This is a genomic window from Bradyrhizobium sp. SZCCHNS1050 (assembly GCF_032484785.1).
In the GTDB taxonomy this organism is placed as follows: Bacteria; Pseudomonadota; Alphaproteobacteria; order Rhizobiales; family Xanthobacteraceae; genus Bradyrhizobium.
The window spans coordinates 3,810,361-3,825,108 of sequence record NZ_JAUETR010000001.1 but is presented as its reverse complement, the minus strand read 5'-3'; the positions used below and the strand labels follow the sequence as shown (position 1 = coordinate 3,825,108).

Below are 14,748 nucleotides of genomic sequence, written 5' to 3'. Positions count from 1 at the left end.
AAGCCCCGTCCCCTGCGGGGCTTTTCTTTTGAGCGCGACAGACCAGCCGCTTGTGGTCGATGCAGACCAGCCGCGTCGTTCGCAATCCGGTCAGACATCCGTCGCGGCGTCTGGGTCCCCGTCGGCGTCGCACCCGCGCTGTCGCGCGGCTTGCCCGGGACGACGGCGGAGATGCAGGGCGGCGAAGGTGCGCCACCGGACCCGGCCGCTGCTCAATATTGGAATCGCACGCCGACGACGCCGACCACCGTCATGAAGTTGTTGAGAGCGATGTTGGAGCGGGTCCATTCGGTCCGGACCTCGCTCTTGAGCTGAACGTTGCGGTTCATCTTGTAGGTGCCGCCGGCGGCGACGAACATGCGCTGGTCGACGCGGCCGATGCCGACGAACTGATCCTGGCCGTAGCCGCCGCGCAGCGTTCCGATCAGCCACGGCTCGAACTGATGGTCCATCTGCAGGATCACGTCGCGCGACAGGATGCCCGAGACGTTCATCGCCGGCGTCTCCGAGGCCTGCGAGCGCGCCACCAGCACGAACGTCGTGGCGTCGGTCGCGGCCCAAGCGAGCGTCGCATCCGCGATCACGCCGTTGATGTTCGGCATCAGCGGCGAGTCCATGCGGCGCGAGAGATAGCCGACCGAGGCCTCGCCGGTCAGCGATCCCATGTTGACGACGGCGCCGCCGCGCGCGGTGATGCCGCTGGAATCGCGGCGCTGGCCGTTGAAGTCGACCTGCAGATCGTGGTTGCGCCGATCGAAGCTCATGTCGACGAACGGCGAGATGTTCGGCGTGAGCACATAGGTGACGCGGACCTGCGCGCCCGGCTGGGTGTAGTTGCGGTCCTGCGTCCGCAACGGCACGTTGGCCAAGATCAGCGCGTCGTTGAACATGACGCGGTCGGCCGATCCCTTGAATGCGATCTCGGCGGGACCGATCTTCTGCAGCACGCCGGCGCTGCCGCCGAACGTCGTGGCGCGCGGCAGCTTGAGCGCCCCCGGAAGCGCCAATGCATCGTTGACGAAACGCGCCTCGCCGGTGATCGCGGTGCCCTCGGTGACGTCGTAGCGTCCTTGCGCCCGCGCCTCGAACGTCGGATGACTGAGCGAGCGGACGTTGCTGTCCTCGGTGTAGGCGCCGCGGAAATCGGCGTTGAGCTGATGCCGCTCCCATTGCGAGCGGACCGCGACCTCCGTCGCCACGATGGCGACCGGTGAGCCCTGCCCGCCGTTGCGCCGCGTGGGATTGGTGTCATAACCGGCCTGGATCTCGACGGCCGGTTTCACCAGGAACGACCCGACCGTCACGCCCGTCGGATCATAGGGCTTCGCGTCGGCGGTCACCGGCTGCGGCTTCACCGTATTCAGGTTGCGATCGGGAAGAACGTCACGGTTGCGCAGCACGGCCGCGGGCTGGGCGGTTGCCACGGTCTCGTCTGGCTTGGCCGGCGGCGCCTCGGCGGCTGCCGCGGGCTTTGCCGCGATCTGCCGCGCAGCCGGTTGCGGCGCGGCGCGTTGAGCGTCTCCCGCCGGCTCGGCCGTGGCCACGCGCGCGCCACGGGCGGGCTGAAACGCGGAGAATCCGAAGCTGCCTACCGGCGCGCCGGGCCTGCCCGGCGCGGCCAGCGACGGCGCACCGGCCTCGCGCACCGGACGCAGCAATGCGCTCACGCCACGCGGGTCCTGGCGCATCATCAGCGTCCGGCTGTCGTTGGTGATCCGCGGAACGTTGTAGTAGATGCTGCGCGCCGTCACGTGACGAAAGAACAGCCGGTCGGCGCGTCCCGGGACGACGTCCGTCGGCTTGGCCTTGATGGTCTGCTGCGCGGACGCGCCGTCCACCACCATCACGGTCAGCAGCAGCACCTCGACGAGCGCGAGCGTGACCCCGCGGTGGGATCGCGTCACCATGAGCCGCTTGGTCCGCACCGCGAACGCGCCGGTCTTGTGTGGTGAATGAGCCTGCAAAGCAAATGCCGGGGTATGCCAATATCACGCGACGAGGTCGGGTCAGGGCGCCGTCGCGATGAATACGCAGCGCATGCACGCGACGAAGCCCCTTGCCTTGGAGATAGCCGGCAAACGTCGGCGGAAGTTTTGCCGAGCTGGGAACATTTCAGGCGAGATTGAGAGCTGTTCGCAACGAGCCGCCGCGGAGCGGCGCCTAAGCATCTTCGCGTTCGTAGAAAGCACTAATTAGTTGAAACGGTGACGATCGCTGCGCGGCTTCGCGGAAGCTGGCGAAATTCCGACTTCAGCATGAAGCTGTTTCGACCACGATCGCTCGCGTCCGAGACCGCTCGGCGATCGCGGGCCTTGCGCCATCGGCGACAGCCGACGCCTTTCAGATTCAGACCGCGAGGAAGCCGCCGTCGGCCGCCAGGACGTGGCCGACGACGTAGGGCGACGCGTCTCACCGCGATGCAGCTCGGCGCGGTCCTGCACCTGGAAAAATCCGGCGTCAGCCGCATGGTCCGCAAGCTGATCGACAGCGGCGAGTTGCAGGAGACAATCGATTCCGGCGACGCCCGCATCAAGCCGCTCTGCCTCACCGCGAAGGGACGGAAGAGGGTGGCCACGCTGCACGCCTTCGGCCGCCAGCAGGTCCGCGGCGCCCTGTCGGCCCTGTCGAAGACCGAGCGGCGCACGGTGCGCGAGGGCCTGTTGCTGTACGCCCGCGCGCTCGAAGCCTGGCGCGCGGCAGAGCAGGACATGCAACCGTCGGAGCCATGAGGGCGCCCGACGGGCAGATTGCGCATACACACCATGACGAAACTGCCCGTCGTGTTGAAATGCCGCAGCATGCGGCCTTGCGCCGTCGAGGCTGGGCAAGAATCCGAATTAGGGGGCTGAGAGGGCTCGGCGCGGTGCAATTTCGAGCCATGACTGCATCATGGTCCAGAACCGGATGAGGGCAAACGAAATCGCCTCCCATGCGCCCCTTGCCTTGCCAGAAGTGGCATGTAGAGCTGCAAGAGCCCATTCGGCGATGCGGGCGAGGAAGTCGTCGAAACCGAGAATGTTGAGGACGCGGGTGAGGTTGTAGGAGAGCGCCATCAGGCTCCATTCCCCGCGAACCTTGTCGAAGCCGCGGACAAGGAAGTGCTGATAGCCGGCGCGGCACTTGAGCGTGCCGAACGGGTGCTCGACGATGGCTGAGCGGCGGCGCATCAATCGGCCGGCCTGTTCGCTCGCCATCCTCTGGCGGTGACGATCCAGCACCTCTTCGTGCTCCCATCGAGAGACGCTGCGGCTTTTTGCCTTCGCAGAGAGACAAGACGCCTTGAGGAGGCAGATGCCGCAAGTCGCTACGGAGGCCAGGTAGCGGCGTTCCATCCTGCCGCTCGTATTCTTCCAGAGCTTCTTCGTTGGATGCAGCGCTTGGCCTGCGGGACACTGATAGGTGTCGGTTGCGGAATTGTAGGTGAAGTCACCTCGCGTGAAGCGACCGTGCTTCTTGCCATTGCCGTGATGCAGCGGGACATAGGCGGTGATGCCGTCATCCTCGCAAGCCTTGAGATCCCCGCTGTTGTAATAGCCGACATCCGCCAGTATCTGCAGCGCCTCGACCTGGAGGCCCTCCTTGGCCGCCTTCGCCATCATATGAAGGTGTCCTGTATCGCTGCGATTGACGACCTCGCTGGCGATGATCAGCTTATGCTTGTCGTCGACGACGCTCTGGACATTGTAGCCTGCGATCGTCTGGTCGCCCTTGCTCAGCAGCCGCGCATCGGGATCGGTCTTCGACACCTGTCCCTTGTCGCCTTTGTCCAGGTTCTCCAGATCGGACTGTGCGCGTTCACGCTTGGCCATCAGCTCCTTGATCTTGTCCCCGACATCGCCTCCATCCTTGTTGTCATCCTTGCCGTCGCCGGGCCGCTTGGCTTCCGTCGCGTCGTTGGTGTCGAGAGACTTGCCGTACGCCTCGATCTCCTCATCGAGCTTGGCGATCTGTTTGGCGAGCTTCCCGCGCGTGAAGATGCTGTCCTTGCTGGCATTGCCGTGGAACAGCGCGCCATCGACCGCGACCAGGGTCCCGCCGATCAGCCCGATCTCCTGCAGCAACAGGACGAAGCTACGGTTCGCCGCCTTCAAGGCAGCCCAGTTCTCCTTGCGGAAGTTCGCAATCGTCCGATAGCCGGGCTTCAGGTTCCTCAACAGCCAGATCAGCTCCAGATTGCGGCCGGCTTCACGCTCGAGCCGGCGCGACGATCTGATCTGGTTCAGATAACCATAGAGATAAAGCTTCAGCAGGTCCGCCGGATCGTACGGCGGCTGCCCGACACCCAATCCCCTCCGCTTGGCGTGGCGGAAGCCAAGCTTGGCAAGATCGAGGGCGTTGACGTAGCTGTCAATCGCACGAACCGGATTGTCCGGCCCGACATAATCCTCAATCCGAGGCGGAAGCAGGCTCTCTTGATCGCGGCTCTCGCCGCTCTTGAACGGCCGATTCGTCATGCCTCCAAATCTTACCGTGAACACTGAGTTCTTGCCCAGCCTCGTCGGGCAAATCAGGACGATCTTTCCGCGCATCCCGCCTCACCACGGAGGGGCGTTGCGCGCGATCGTCACGACACGCGAGGCGGGATGCGATGGCCGTGGCCATGCCGCAGCGTAGCTTGCTACGCGGACGAACGGCGTGGCCGCGGACGTGAAGTCGCAGCGTCCTGACACCCCGATGCTGGTGTTTCGTTCGCGATGGCGCTGATGCACCGCGCGGACAATGGTGGCCAACAGCCCGGCGCACCAGGGAGACTGCGTATAAGCGTGAAGACCATCGCGCAGGGAATGCCGGTGATCGGCTGCACCTGTGGTACCTGCCGCCTGCATTTTTTGCTGCAGGCGGGCCATGGGTGAGGCCTTCACCCGGCATTCCCTGCGCCCTTCGAATCTTGAAGGGACAAGTCAACTGTACAGCTCGGGCATGATGTGCCGCGAGAAGGCGCAATGATGTCTATCGATGTCGGATCAAGTCCGCTGCCCATGATGTCCGCACGATCTCTCCTTAGCGTCATTCCGGCGAACGCCGGATCCATACGCCGCGGTCGAAAACCTCGGGCGAGATGGTCGACGCGCGTGGCTCGAACTGCACCCTGGGACTATGGGTCTCCGTGGTCGCGGGGACGACCGCGGAGGGCGTTGAGGCCGGGCGCCGTCACGTCGACCGACGATGGTCGCAGACCTACTTCCCGAACTCCTCGCGCATCTTTGCCTGGATCTTCGCCATGCCGCCGAGCCAGCGGTCGTAATTCTCGGTCTTCTTGCGCATGTAGCCGAGGACCTGCGGATGCGGCAGGATCAGGAAGCTCTCCTCGGCAAGGCCTTTCAGCACGTCCTGCGCGACCTGCTCAGGGCTCAGATCGCCGTCGCCGGATTGCGGGCCCTTCGGAATCGATCGCAGCATGTCGGTGTCGACGCCCTGCGGGCACAGGATCGAGACCTTGATGTTGTCGGCCTTGTGCGAGATCGCGAGATTCTCCGCAAATCCCACCGCGGCATGCTTGGTGGTGGAGTAAGGCGCGCTGCCGACCTGCGACAGCAGGCCGGCCGCGGAGATCGTGTTGAGGAAATAGCCGCCGCCGCGCGCCTTGTAGCGCGGGATCAGATGCCGCGCCGCGTAGACATGCGCCATCACGTGAATGGCCCAACTGCGCGCCCACGGCTCGTCGGAGGTGCCGCCGACATTGACCGACAGCGGGTCGAAGCCGCCGCCAATGCCGGCATTGGAGCAGAACAGCGCAATGGGCCCGAACTGCCGCTCGGTTTCCTCGATCACGTGCCGGATGTCGGCTTCCTGGGAGACGTCGCATCTGAAGGCGGCGCCGCCGATGCCACCAGCGACGGCCTTGGCGCCGGTTTCGTCGAGATCGGCTACGATCACCTTGGCCGCACCGGCGGCCGCGAAGGCCTCGCACAGCGCCTTGCCGATGCCGCGGGCTCCGCCGGTGACCACAACAATCTTGCCGGTCACCTGCATGCAAAGCCCTCCTCGTGGAATTTTCTAGGTCAAGACCAGGTCGAGCACTGCGGTATAATGAAAGCCGGCGCCCAGCAACACGAAACCATGCCAGATCGCGTTCTGGAAGCGCAAGCGCCGCCACGAATGGAAGATGACGCCGAGGCTGTAGAGGATGCCGCCGGTGAGCACGAAGGCCAGGACCGAGGGCGGCATCACCGAGATCACCCGGTCGTACATCATGACGCCGCTCCAGCCGAGCGCGAGATACAGCCCGATCGAGAGCGCGTCGAAGCGGCCCGGCCAGCGCAGCTTCAGCACGATGCCGAAGATGGCGACGCCCCAGACCCCGAGCAGCAGCGCGGCCGAGAACACCGTATCCTTCAGGGCGGCGATGAACGGCGTATAGGTGGCTGCGATCAGCACATAGATGGCGGAGTGGTCAAAGCGGCGCAGCACCCATTTGGTCGGCGACACCGGCCACAGATTATAGGTTGCCGACAGCGTCAGCATCGAGAGCAGTCCCGCGACGTAGATCGACACCACCACGATGTCGACGGCGCTGGCATAGATCGAGGTCAGCACGACGAGCACGGTTGCGGCGACCAGGCCGGCGGCGATGCCGACGACGTGGACGACGCCGTCCGCGATCATCTCGACCTTGTCGTAGTTCCAACGCATCGCGCCGGTGGCGGCATGGACGGAGGTCGAGGCGAACTGCTTCAGTTGAAATACGGTCATGTCAGAACCTGGTGCCGGTTTTCCGGGACAATTGTGCCGGAAGGATTATGGTTTCCAGTGGTCAACGTTCCGTTCAAAGTCTGGTTCTATCCGGAAACGGGCCGGAATTGTGAGCTTGAATCCGGCGTTTTGCATCGCCACCTGTCAAAAATCGCTCACGCCCTTTTCAACTGGCGAATTCCCCTCCTCCCATGGTGACCTTTTCCGAACTCGTCGAGGAAGCGCGGCTGTCGGCCCGTGCCCTGCTTGATTATGGCGAGAGCTTCCTCAACCCGACCATCCGCCTTGGCGTCACCGGGCTGTCACGGGCCGGCAAGACCGTGTTCATCACCGCGCTGATTCATGACCTCGTGCGCGGCGGGCGCATGCCGGTGTTCGAGGCCTTGGCATCGGGCCGCATCGCCCGCGCATATCTGACGCCGCAACCCGACGACGGCGTGCCGCGCTTTGCCTATGAGAGCCATTTGCGGGCGCTCGTCGCCGAGCGGCGCTGGCCAAGCTCGACCGTCGACATCAGCGAGCTCAGGCTGGTGATCGAATTCCAGCGCGCCAACGGCGCCGAGCGGACGCTCACGCTCGACATCGTCGACTATCCCGGCGAATGGCTGCTCGACCTGCCGCTGCTGAACAAGAGCTATGAGCAGTGGGCGCGGGAAAGCCTCGCGCTGTCGCGCAGCGAGCCGCGCGCGCATGTCGCCAAGGACTGGCACGCGCATCTGGCGACGCTCGCCCCCGAAGGCCGCGAGGACGAGTCGGCGACACTCGAGGCCGCACGGCTGTTCACCGACTACTTGCGTGCCTGCCGCGACGAGCGCTTCGCCATGAGCCTGCTGCCGCCCGGCCGCTTCCTGATGCCGGGCAATCTCGCGGGCTCGCCGGCGCTGACCTTCGCGCCGCTCGATGTCCCGGCCGACGGCCAGGCGCCGGCCGGCTCGCTATGGGCGATGATGGCGCGCCGCTACGAGTCCTACAAGGACATCGTCGTCAGGCCGTTCTTTCGCGACCATTTCGCCCGGCTCGATCGCCAGATCGTGCTGGTCGACGCGCTGGCGGCGTTCAATGCGGGCCCCGAGGCGCTGCACGATCTCGAGGCCGCGCTGACCGGCATTCTCGATTGCTTCCGCGTCGGACGCGGAAACATGCTGACGGCGCTGTTTCGGCCGCGCATCGACCGCATCCTGTTCGCGGCGACCAAGGCCGACCATCTGCATCACACCAGCCACGACCGGCTCGAAGCCGTGCTGCGGCGCGCGGTCAACCGCGCGGTGGCCCGAGCCGAGAGCACGGGCGCCGCAATCGACGTGGTGGCGCTGGCCGCCGTCAGGGCGACGCGCGAGGCGCTGGTCGCCCGCGGCCGCGAGAAGCTGCCGTCGCTGCTCGGCACGCCGGCGGCCGGCGAAAGCGCCAATGGCGAGATCTTCGACGGCGACACCGAGGTGGCAACCTTTCCGGGCGAGCTGCCGGCCGATGCGGAGGAGCTGTTCAAGGGCGGCGCCTATCGCGGCCTGTCGAGCGCTGCCGCCGACGGCACCGACTTCCGCTTTCTTCGCTTCCGTCCGCCTTTGCTGGCCCCCGATCCTGGCGGCGAGCCCGCTTTGCCCCATATCCGCATGGACCGCGCCCTTCAGTTCCTGATCGGAGACCGGCTGCAATGAGCGAACGCGCCAAGCATCGTCGTCCCCAGACCTTCCGGCTCGATGATCCCGACGTCGTCGTGGTCGATGCCGAAGAGGCCGCCCGGCCGGGCCGCGGCACCATCCAGATCACGCCGGAGGCTGATCCGGCGCAATTGCCGGTGCCGGTCGAGACCGTCCTGCCGACGCGGCGCAGCTTCGGCTGGGGCGCACTTTTCTGGGGCTCGGTCGCAGGCCTCGTCCTGCTCGGCCTCGGCCTCGGCGTCGTCAGACTGATCGAGGATCTGTTCGCACGCAGCGAGGCCCTCGGCTATGTCGGCGCGGGGTTCGCGGCCGCAGCCGCGATCGCATTGGCGGCCGTCATTGCCCGAGAGACTTACGGGCTGGTGCGTCTCGCCACCATCGAGAAGCTGCACCAGCGCGCGGCCGCGGTGCTGCTGTCCGACGATCGTGCCGAGAGCCGCGAAGTGGTCGCCGAGCTGTTGCGGATCGCACATGCCAATCCCCGCCTGGCGCGTCCGCGTGCCGCGCTCGCCGGCCACGCCGACGACATCATCGACGGCGGCGACATGATCAAGCTTGCCGAGCGCGAGCTGATGGCGCCACTCGACAGCGAGGCGCGGCGTCTGGTGTCGGTTGCGGCGCAACGGGTTTCCGTGGTCACGGCCGTGAGCCCGCGCGCGCTGATCGACGTGCTGTTCGTCTTCGTGGCAAGCTTGCGGATGATCCGGCAGCTCGCGCGGCTCTATGGCGGCCGTCCCGGCGCGCTTGGCATGATCAGCCTGTTGCGCCATGTCGTCGCGCATCTCGCCATCACCGGCGGCATGGCCGCGAGCGACAGCCTGATCCAGCAGGTACTGGGCCATGGCATCGCGGCAAAACTGTCGCAGCGCCTCGGCGAAGGCGTGCTCAACGGACTGCTCACGGCGCGGCTCGGCCTCGCGGCCATCGACGTGACGCGGCCGATGCCGTTCGCCGCGCTGCCGCGGCCGGCGCTGGCGGATCTCGCCAAGGATCTGCTGCGCAAGCAGGACGACCGGGAATGAGGCTCAGGCCCGCAGCGTGGAATCGAACCCACCGGCGAGCCAGCGCCATTGGTACAAGGGCGAGTCCGGTGGCGGCGCCAGTTCGGGAGTCCAGCCCGTCAGCCTGCCGAACGCGTAACTGTCCATGACGCGGCCGCGCCAGCTCCGCTCGACGTGTCCGAGCGGCTCGCGGTGCGCGGTCGTGTCCGACAGCAGCGGGCCGGTATTGTCCGGCTCGCGCACGACATAGAGGCCGGCATGTCCCGCGATCAGGTCCATGCCGGGATCACGGAAGCCGATGAAGCGGGCCCGCTCGTTGATCTGGACCACCGGCACGCGGCCGCGAAAGAACCACCGCATCATCGCATAGGTGCGATAGTCGGAGGTCGCGATCCAGGTGGCGCCGGTGCTTGCCAGTTCCTGCTCGGCGCGTGCCGCCACCTGCTGATAGCCCGCCTCGGCGCCGATCGGATCGGCCCGCCCGAGAAAATTCCACGGCGCGACGACGTAGTAGAGAAAGATCAGGACCACCATGGCAATGCCGCTAACGACGGCGATCCGCGCCCAGCGCACGGTCGATCGGACGAACCAGGCGGACGCGCCGTCCTGCGGCAGCTTGACGATGTTGATCGCGACCGCCGCAAACCCGATCGGCCACATGAACATCGGCCAGGTGTCGCCGATCCGCAAGGTAAACGATTTCCAGAGGAAGTAGAGAAACGGCACCAGCACCGCCGTCGACAGCAGGATCGCGACCGGCTCACGCGTGCGATAGCCGCGCCAGGCCGTGAAACTCAGCGCCGACAATGTGACCGGCAGCAGGACGAAGCCGACCTGTCCGAACTGCAATCCGAGATAATCGCCGAGCGTCCGCAACGAAAACTCATGCGGCGCGGTGGCGCGAACGAACTGGAAGCGGAACGAGGCCCAGTCGTGCTGTACGTTCCAGATCAGCACCGGCGAGAACACGGCCAGCGCAATCAGTGCTCCGCACCATGGATAGGGACTCAGAAGCCAGCGGCTGCGCCAGGCCGGAACGAGCAGGAACGCCGCCACGCCCGGCAGCAGCATGACCACCGTGAATTTGGACAACAACGCCAGTCCACCGAACAGGCCGGCCGCGAGCCACCAGCGGCCGTCATCGCTCTCGGCGAGGCAAACCAGCGCCCAGATCATCGCGAGTGCAAACGGGATCGCCGCGACGTCCGGCGCCACCTTGGCCATCAGCAGGCCATAGTAGAGCGCGGCCTCGGGCAGCAGCACCGCGAGGATCACGGCCCGCATATCGTGAGTGGTACGGCGAACGATGTCGGCGAGCAGGAGCTGCGTCACCCCCATCGCGAGGATGCCGGCAAAGCGAACGCCGAGATTGGTATCGCCGAACAGGGCAGTGCCCAGCCGGATGAACCAGGCGATCATGGGCGGATGATCGAGGAAGCAGAGCTGCAGCTCCTTCGACCATGTCCAGTAATAGGCCTCGTCGGTGCGCAGATCGAGCGTCCCGGCATAGACGATGCGGATGATCGTCATGCTTGCGATCACGGCCGCAGCCATCAGCCACGCAGCGCGCGTGGATCGAGACTTTGGGCTGTCGATGCCTGGGGAAATGGCCGTCACGCGGTGCTTTTCCCCGACTCCGGCGGGCGAGTCAACGTTCCCGCGCAGCTCGCGCCGCCGGATGACCGCCGCCACCAGCCCTCTAGGACAACAGGGAATAAATCTCTAGCATTGCGGCTCCAGATCATACGGACCACATGACCATTTCGATTTACCATCGTTTGCGGTCGACCTGTCGCGGCATCGGTGTGCGGCAGGTGCGGCTGATCTGCGGCTTCATACTCTTCAGCTACCTGCTCAGTCATTTTTTCAACCATGCGCTCGGCAACATCTCGCTGCAGGCGCTCGCCGAGGGCGTGTCCTATCATGTGGCGTTCTGGCAGTTTCTTCCGATCGCCGTGCTGTTCTATGCGGCCGCTCTTACCCATGGCGGGCTCGGCGTGTGGGCGCTTTATCAGCGCCGGCAATTCAGCCGCAACACGATGGAGCCGCTGCAACTGCTGCTCGGCCTAAGCATTCCGGCGCTGATCTTCAGCCACATCGCCGGCGTCCGCATCGGACAGACCCTGTACGGACAGGAGAAGCTGTACCCGCAGGTCCTGTACTCGTATTGGACCGGCCCGTCCTGGCGGATCTGGTTGATGTCGGCAGCCCTGCTGACGTCATGGACGCATGGCTGCATCGGGCTGCACTTCTGGCTGCGGCTCAAGCCGTTCTACAAGCGCGCGGCGCCGTGGCTGCTCGCCTGCGCCGTGCTGCTCCCGGCGCTGGCGCTGCTCGGCTTCTATCGTGGGGGCCGAGACGTCATCGCCGCCAACGCAACACCGCAGTGGCGCGCCGAAAATCTTTCGTTGAGGCAGACCGGCACGCCATCTGAACAGGCGGTGCTGGAGACCATCATGAACGGCTTCCTGATCGGCTATGGCGGCCTGATCGGCTTGGCGCTCGCCGCGCGCGGCGTGCGAGCAGTCCATGAGCGACGTGGCGGCATGGTCACGCTATCCTACAACAATGGCCGCTCCATCCGGGTGCCAAAGGGTTTGTCCGTGCTCGAGGCCAGTCTGCGCAACAACGTACCGCATGCCAGCATGTGCGGCGGCCGCGCACGTTGCTCGACCTGCCGCATCAGGGTGATCGGAGATCCCGGCGCGCTGCCGCCGCCCTCGCCTCGCGAGGCCTTCGTGCTCGCGCAGATCGGCGCGGCGGACCCGTCGGTCAGGCTGGCCTGCCAGTTGCGCCCCACCGGCGATCTTTCATTCTTCCAACTGTTCATGCCGAACCCGACACCCGGCGAGCGCGGCAGCTCGCGCGCCGGAATCGGGCAGGAGCGCTACCTCGTCAGCCTGTTCGTCGACATGCGTGGATCGACCGGCCTCGCTGAGAAACGGCTGCCGTTCGACGTGGTGTTCATCGTCAACCGCTTCCTCAGCGCCGTCTCCCAGGCCGTGCTGGCGAATGGCGGGCAGCCCAATCAGTTCGTCGGTGACGGTATGCTCGCGCTGTTCGGACTAGCCACCGATTCACATGTCGCCTGCGGCCAGGCGATCCAGGCGGCGCGTGACATCGCGGCCAATATCGCCGAGCTGAACGCGTTCCTCAGCCATGATCTGCATGACCCGATCCGCTTCGGCATCGGCATTCACGGCGGCGAGGTGATCGTGGGCGAGATCGGTTATCGCGACCACATGGTGTTCACCGCGCTGGGCGACGCCGTCAACGTCGCATCACGACTGCAGGACATGACGAAGACCCTCGGCTGCCAGGTCATCATCTCGGACGAGGTCTACGCGCGGGCGCGACTCGGCTCCGACGTGCTGCCGGAGCGCGAGGTCGAGATTCGCGGCCGCGCCGAGCCGATGCGCGTCAGGACGGCCATGGACGCCGCTGAACTCGCGATGCTCTCGGACGAGGGGACGGCTGCGTGACGAGTTGCGTTGAACCTGTTTGCAGCCTGCGCTGTCATACCGAGAACGGTTGCAGCGGGTCCGCGGTGACTGGCGGAACGGTGGCACTGCGGTCAAAAGCCGCAAAGTCGCCACGATATCGATCATTTCGGGCCAAAACCGCCCGCTGTTTGCGCTATCACGCCTGTCACAACCGCAGTAGTCTCGAATTCCGGGCCTGACGGTTTGCGGGGACCGCGGCTCGTACTCGGATTGGTCCCGCGGAGGCGACGTATGGCTAAAGGTACGGTCAAGTGGTTCAACCCGACCAAGGGCTATGGCTTCATCCAGCCCGCGGCCGGGGGCAAGGACATTTTCGTTCACATCTCCGCAGTGCAGAAGGCCGGGCTGGCGACCCTCAACGAGGGCCAGACCATCGAGTACGACGAGATTGCCAACCGCGGCAGGAGTTCGGCCGAGAACCTGAAAGTGTAGCGGATCAATTGGCGCGCCATTCCGCCTCGCGGCTTTTCGGCGCGATCGTTTCCCTCACCAAACCAGCATGATTGTCGACACGTCGAAATAGACAGGAGCGGTGCCCGCTCCTGATCACATCTTTGCGTTTGTTTGTAGTTTCAGCTCCCTCCCCGCCATTGCCTCGCCCGCCCGACCCGGGTCAAATGCGCCTCGAACCGCGCCGTCAACGTAATTCCAGCGCGCGGAAACAAGCGACGGGAGCGACGCAACATGAACGACAAGGGCATTTTCCATGGCCTGAAGGTGCTGGACTGCGCGAGCTTCATCGCGGCCCCCGCAGCCGCCACCGTTCTTTCCGATTTCGGCGCTGACGTCATCAAGATCGAGCCGCCCGGCGCCGGCGATCCCTACCGCAACCTGCCGAACCTGCCGGGCTATCCGCGCAGCGAGCATAACTACGCGTGGTATCTCGAAGCCCGCAACAAGCGCAGCCTCGCACTCGACCTGTCGAAGCCGGAAGCGCAGACCGTGCTGCAACGGCTGGTAAGTGAAGCCGATGTCTTCATCACCAATTTCCCGCCGTCGGTCCGCGCCAAGCTCGGCCTCACCCACGAAAAGCTGGCGCCGCTCAATCCGCGGCTGATCTATGCGTCGTTTACCGGGTATGGCGAGAAAGGCGAGGAAGCCGACAAACCCGGCTTCGATAGCAATGCCTATTGGGCGCGCTCCGGACTGATGGACCTGGTCCGTGCCGACGAGAGCACGACACCCGCCCGCTCCGTCGCCGGGATGGGCGACCACCCCTGCGCAATGGCGTTCTATGGCGCGATCGTCACGGCGCTTTACCAGCGCGAGAAGACCGGCAAGGGCTGCCACGTCGCCTCCAACCTGATGGCCAACGGGGTCTGGGCGGCCTCCGTGCTTGCTCAGGCCAAGCTTTGCGGCGCGACCTTCGTCGAGCGGCGGCCGCGCGAACGCGCGCTGAACGCAGTCGCCAATCACTACAAATGCCAGGACGGCCGCTGGATCATGCTCTCGCTCCTCAATGAGGAGAAGCAGTGGCCGATCCTCGCCCGCTGCCTTGGCCGAGAGGAGCTGATCGACGATCCGCGCTTCGTCACCAAGGCCGATCGCCACGCCCGCTCGGTCGAACTGATCCACGAGTTCGACGCGGTGTTCGCGACCAGGCCGCTGGCCGAATGGCGCCGGATCCTCGACGGCAGCGGGCTCGTGTTCGGGGTGGTCGGGATTCTCGACGACATTCCAAACGACAGGCAGATGATCGAGAACGAGGTGCTGGTGCCGTTCGAGAACGACACCATGCTGACGGTCAACAGCCCGATCTTCATCGACGGCCAGCGCAAGGTCACCCCGCGCAAGCCGCCCGGCATAGGCCAGCACAGCGACGAGATCCTGCGCAGCGCCGGCTTCGACGACGAGGCCATCCGCGACCTGCGCGCGCGCGGTGCGGTGGCCTGA

General features: G+C 65.6%; 11 protein-coding genes. 6 read left to right on the top strand and 5 right to left on the bottom strand.

Annotation, left to right across the window (positions count from 1 at the left end):
* Positions 1–212: 212 nt before the first annotated feature.
* A complete protein-coding gene (locus QX094_RS17245) occupies positions 213–1,907 on the bottom strand; it encodes an outer membrane beta-barrel protein (protein ID WP_315713982.1) in 1,695 nt (564 codons plus the stop codon).
* 510 nt (positions 1,908–2,417) lie between these two features.
* Here QX094_RS17245 and QX094_RS17240 point away from each other — a divergent pair.
* Complete coding sequence (locus QX094_RS17240; protein WP_409977923.1) at positions 2,418–2,729, top strand: MarR family winged helix-turn-helix transcriptional regulator; 312 nt, start codon at positions 2,418–2,420, stop codon at positions 2,727–2,729.
* Between the two features lie 108 nt (positions 2,730–2,837).
* Here QX094_RS17240 and QX094_RS17235 read toward each other — a convergent pair whose 3' ends face one another.
* The 3 genes from QX094_RS17235 to trhA all read right to left on the bottom strand — a co-directional run bounded on the left by QX094_RS17235 (position 2,838) and on the right by trhA (position 6,693).
* Positions 2,838–4,529, bottom strand: coding sequence for an IS1182 family transposase (locus QX094_RS17235; protein WP_316188056.1), 1,692 nt, complete (start codon positions 4,527–4,529; stop codon positions 2,838–2,840).
* A 649-nt stretch (positions 4,530–5,178) separates the two neighbouring features.
* Positions 5,179–5,973 (bottom strand): SDR family oxidoreductase, encoded by a 795-nt coding sequence (locus tag QX094_RS17230; RefSeq protein WP_315713981.1) that lies wholly within the window; start codon positions 5,971–5,973, stop codon positions 5,179–5,181.
* A gap of 24 nt (positions 5,974–5,997) precedes the next feature.
* The gene (gene trhA / locus QX094_RS17225) at positions 5,998–6,693 is read right to left on the bottom strand and encodes a PAQR family membrane homeostasis protein TrhA (protein WP_315713980.1); all 696 of its coding nucleotides are present in this window, start codon (positions 6,691–6,693) and stop codon (positions 5,998–6,000) included.
* A 191-nt stretch (positions 6,694–6,884) separates the two neighbouring features.
* Between trhA and QX094_RS17220 the strand changes: the two genes are divergently transcribed.
* Both QX094_RS17220 and QX094_RS17215 read left to right on the top strand, forming a co-directional pair.
* Complete coding sequence (locus tag QX094_RS17220) at positions 6,885–8,348, top strand: YcjX family protein (protein ID WP_315713979.1); 1,464 nt, start codon at positions 6,885–6,887, stop codon at positions 8,346–8,348.
* On the top strand, positions 8,345–9,373 hold the full coding sequence (locus QX094_RS17215; RefSeq protein ID WP_315713978.1) for a TIGR01620 family protein: 1,029 nt from the start codon (positions 8,345–8,347) through the stop codon (positions 9,371–9,373). The genes QX094_RS17220 and QX094_RS17215 overlap by 4 nt, the downstream gene beginning before the upstream one ends.
* Positions 9,374–9,376: 3 nt before the next feature.
* Here QX094_RS17215 and QX094_RS17210 read toward each other — a convergent pair whose 3' ends face one another.
* Positions 9,377–10,882, bottom strand: coding sequence for a glycosyltransferase family 39 protein (locus QX094_RS17210; protein ID WP_315713977.1), 1,506 nt, complete (start codon positions 10,880–10,882; stop codon positions 9,377–9,379).
* Positions 10,883–11,106: 224 nt separating this feature from the next.
* Between QX094_RS17210 and QX094_RS17205 the strand changes: the two genes are divergently transcribed.
* The 3 genes from QX094_RS17205 to QX094_RS17195 all read left to right on the top strand — a co-directional run bounded on the left by QX094_RS17205 (position 11,107) and on the right by QX094_RS17195 (position 14,748).
* Complete coding sequence (locus QX094_RS17205; RefSeq protein WP_315713976.1) at positions 11,107–12,834, top strand: adenylate/guanylate cyclase domain-containing protein; 1,728 nt, start codon at positions 11,107–11,109, stop codon at positions 12,832–12,834.
* Between the two features lie 252 nt (positions 12,835–13,086).
* The gene (locus QX094_RS17200) at positions 13,087–13,287 is read left to right on the top strand and encodes a cold-shock protein (RefSeq protein ID WP_315713975.1); all 201 of its coding nucleotides are present in this window, start codon (positions 13,087–13,089) and stop codon (positions 13,285–13,287) included.
* A gap of 252 nt (positions 13,288–13,539) precedes the next feature.
* Positions 13,540–14,748, top strand: coding sequence for a CoA transferase (locus QX094_RS17195; RefSeq protein ID WP_316188055.1), 1,209 nt, complete (start codon positions 13,540–13,542; stop codon positions 14,746–14,748).

Excerpts from the sequence above, each read along its gene's own strand:
- QX094_RS17245 (WP_315713982.1), bottom strand. The coding sequence starts at position 1,907 with ATGGTGACGCGATCCCACCGCGGGGTCACGCTCGCGCTCGTCGAGGTG.
- QX094_RS17200 (WP_315713975.1), top strand. The coding sequence starts at position 13,087 with ATGGCTAAAGGTACGGTCAAGTGGTTCAACCCGACCAAGGGCTATGGC.
- QX094_RS17230 (WP_315713981.1), bottom strand. The coding sequence starts at position 5,973 with ATGCAGGTGACCGGCAAGATTGTTGTGGTCACCGGCGGAGCCCGCGGC.
- QX094_RS17210 (WP_315713977.1), bottom strand. The coding sequence starts at position 10,882 with ATGACGATCATCCGCATCGTCTATGCCGGGACGCTCGATCTGCGCACC.
- QX094_RS17195 (WP_316188055.1), top strand. The coding sequence starts at position 13,540 with ATGAACGACAAGGGCATTTTCCATGGCCTGAAGGTGCTGGACTGCGCG.
- QX094_RS17240 (WP_409977923.1), top strand. The coding sequence starts at position 2,418 with ATGCAGCTCGGCGCGGTCCTGCACCTGGAAAAATCCGGCGTCAGCCGC.
- QX094_RS17235 (WP_316188056.1), bottom strand. The coding sequence starts at position 4,529 with ATGCGCGGAAAGATCGTCCTGATTTGCCCGACGAGGCTGGGCAAGAAC.
- trhA (WP_315713980.1), bottom strand. The coding sequence starts at position 6,693 with ATGACCGTATTTCAACTGAAGCAGTTCGCCTCGACCTCCGTCCATGCC.
- QX094_RS17220 (WP_315713979.1), top strand. The coding sequence starts at position 6,885 with ATGGTGACCTTTTCCGAACTCGTCGAGGAAGCGCGGCTGTCGGCCCGT.
- QX094_RS17215 (WP_315713978.1), top strand. The coding sequence starts at position 8,345 with ATGAGCGAACGCGCCAAGCATCGTCGTCCCCAGACCTTCCGGCTCGAT.
- QX094_RS17205 (WP_315713976.1), top strand. The coding sequence starts at position 11,107 with ATGACCATTTCGATTTACCATCGTTTGCGGTCGACCTGTCGCGGCATC.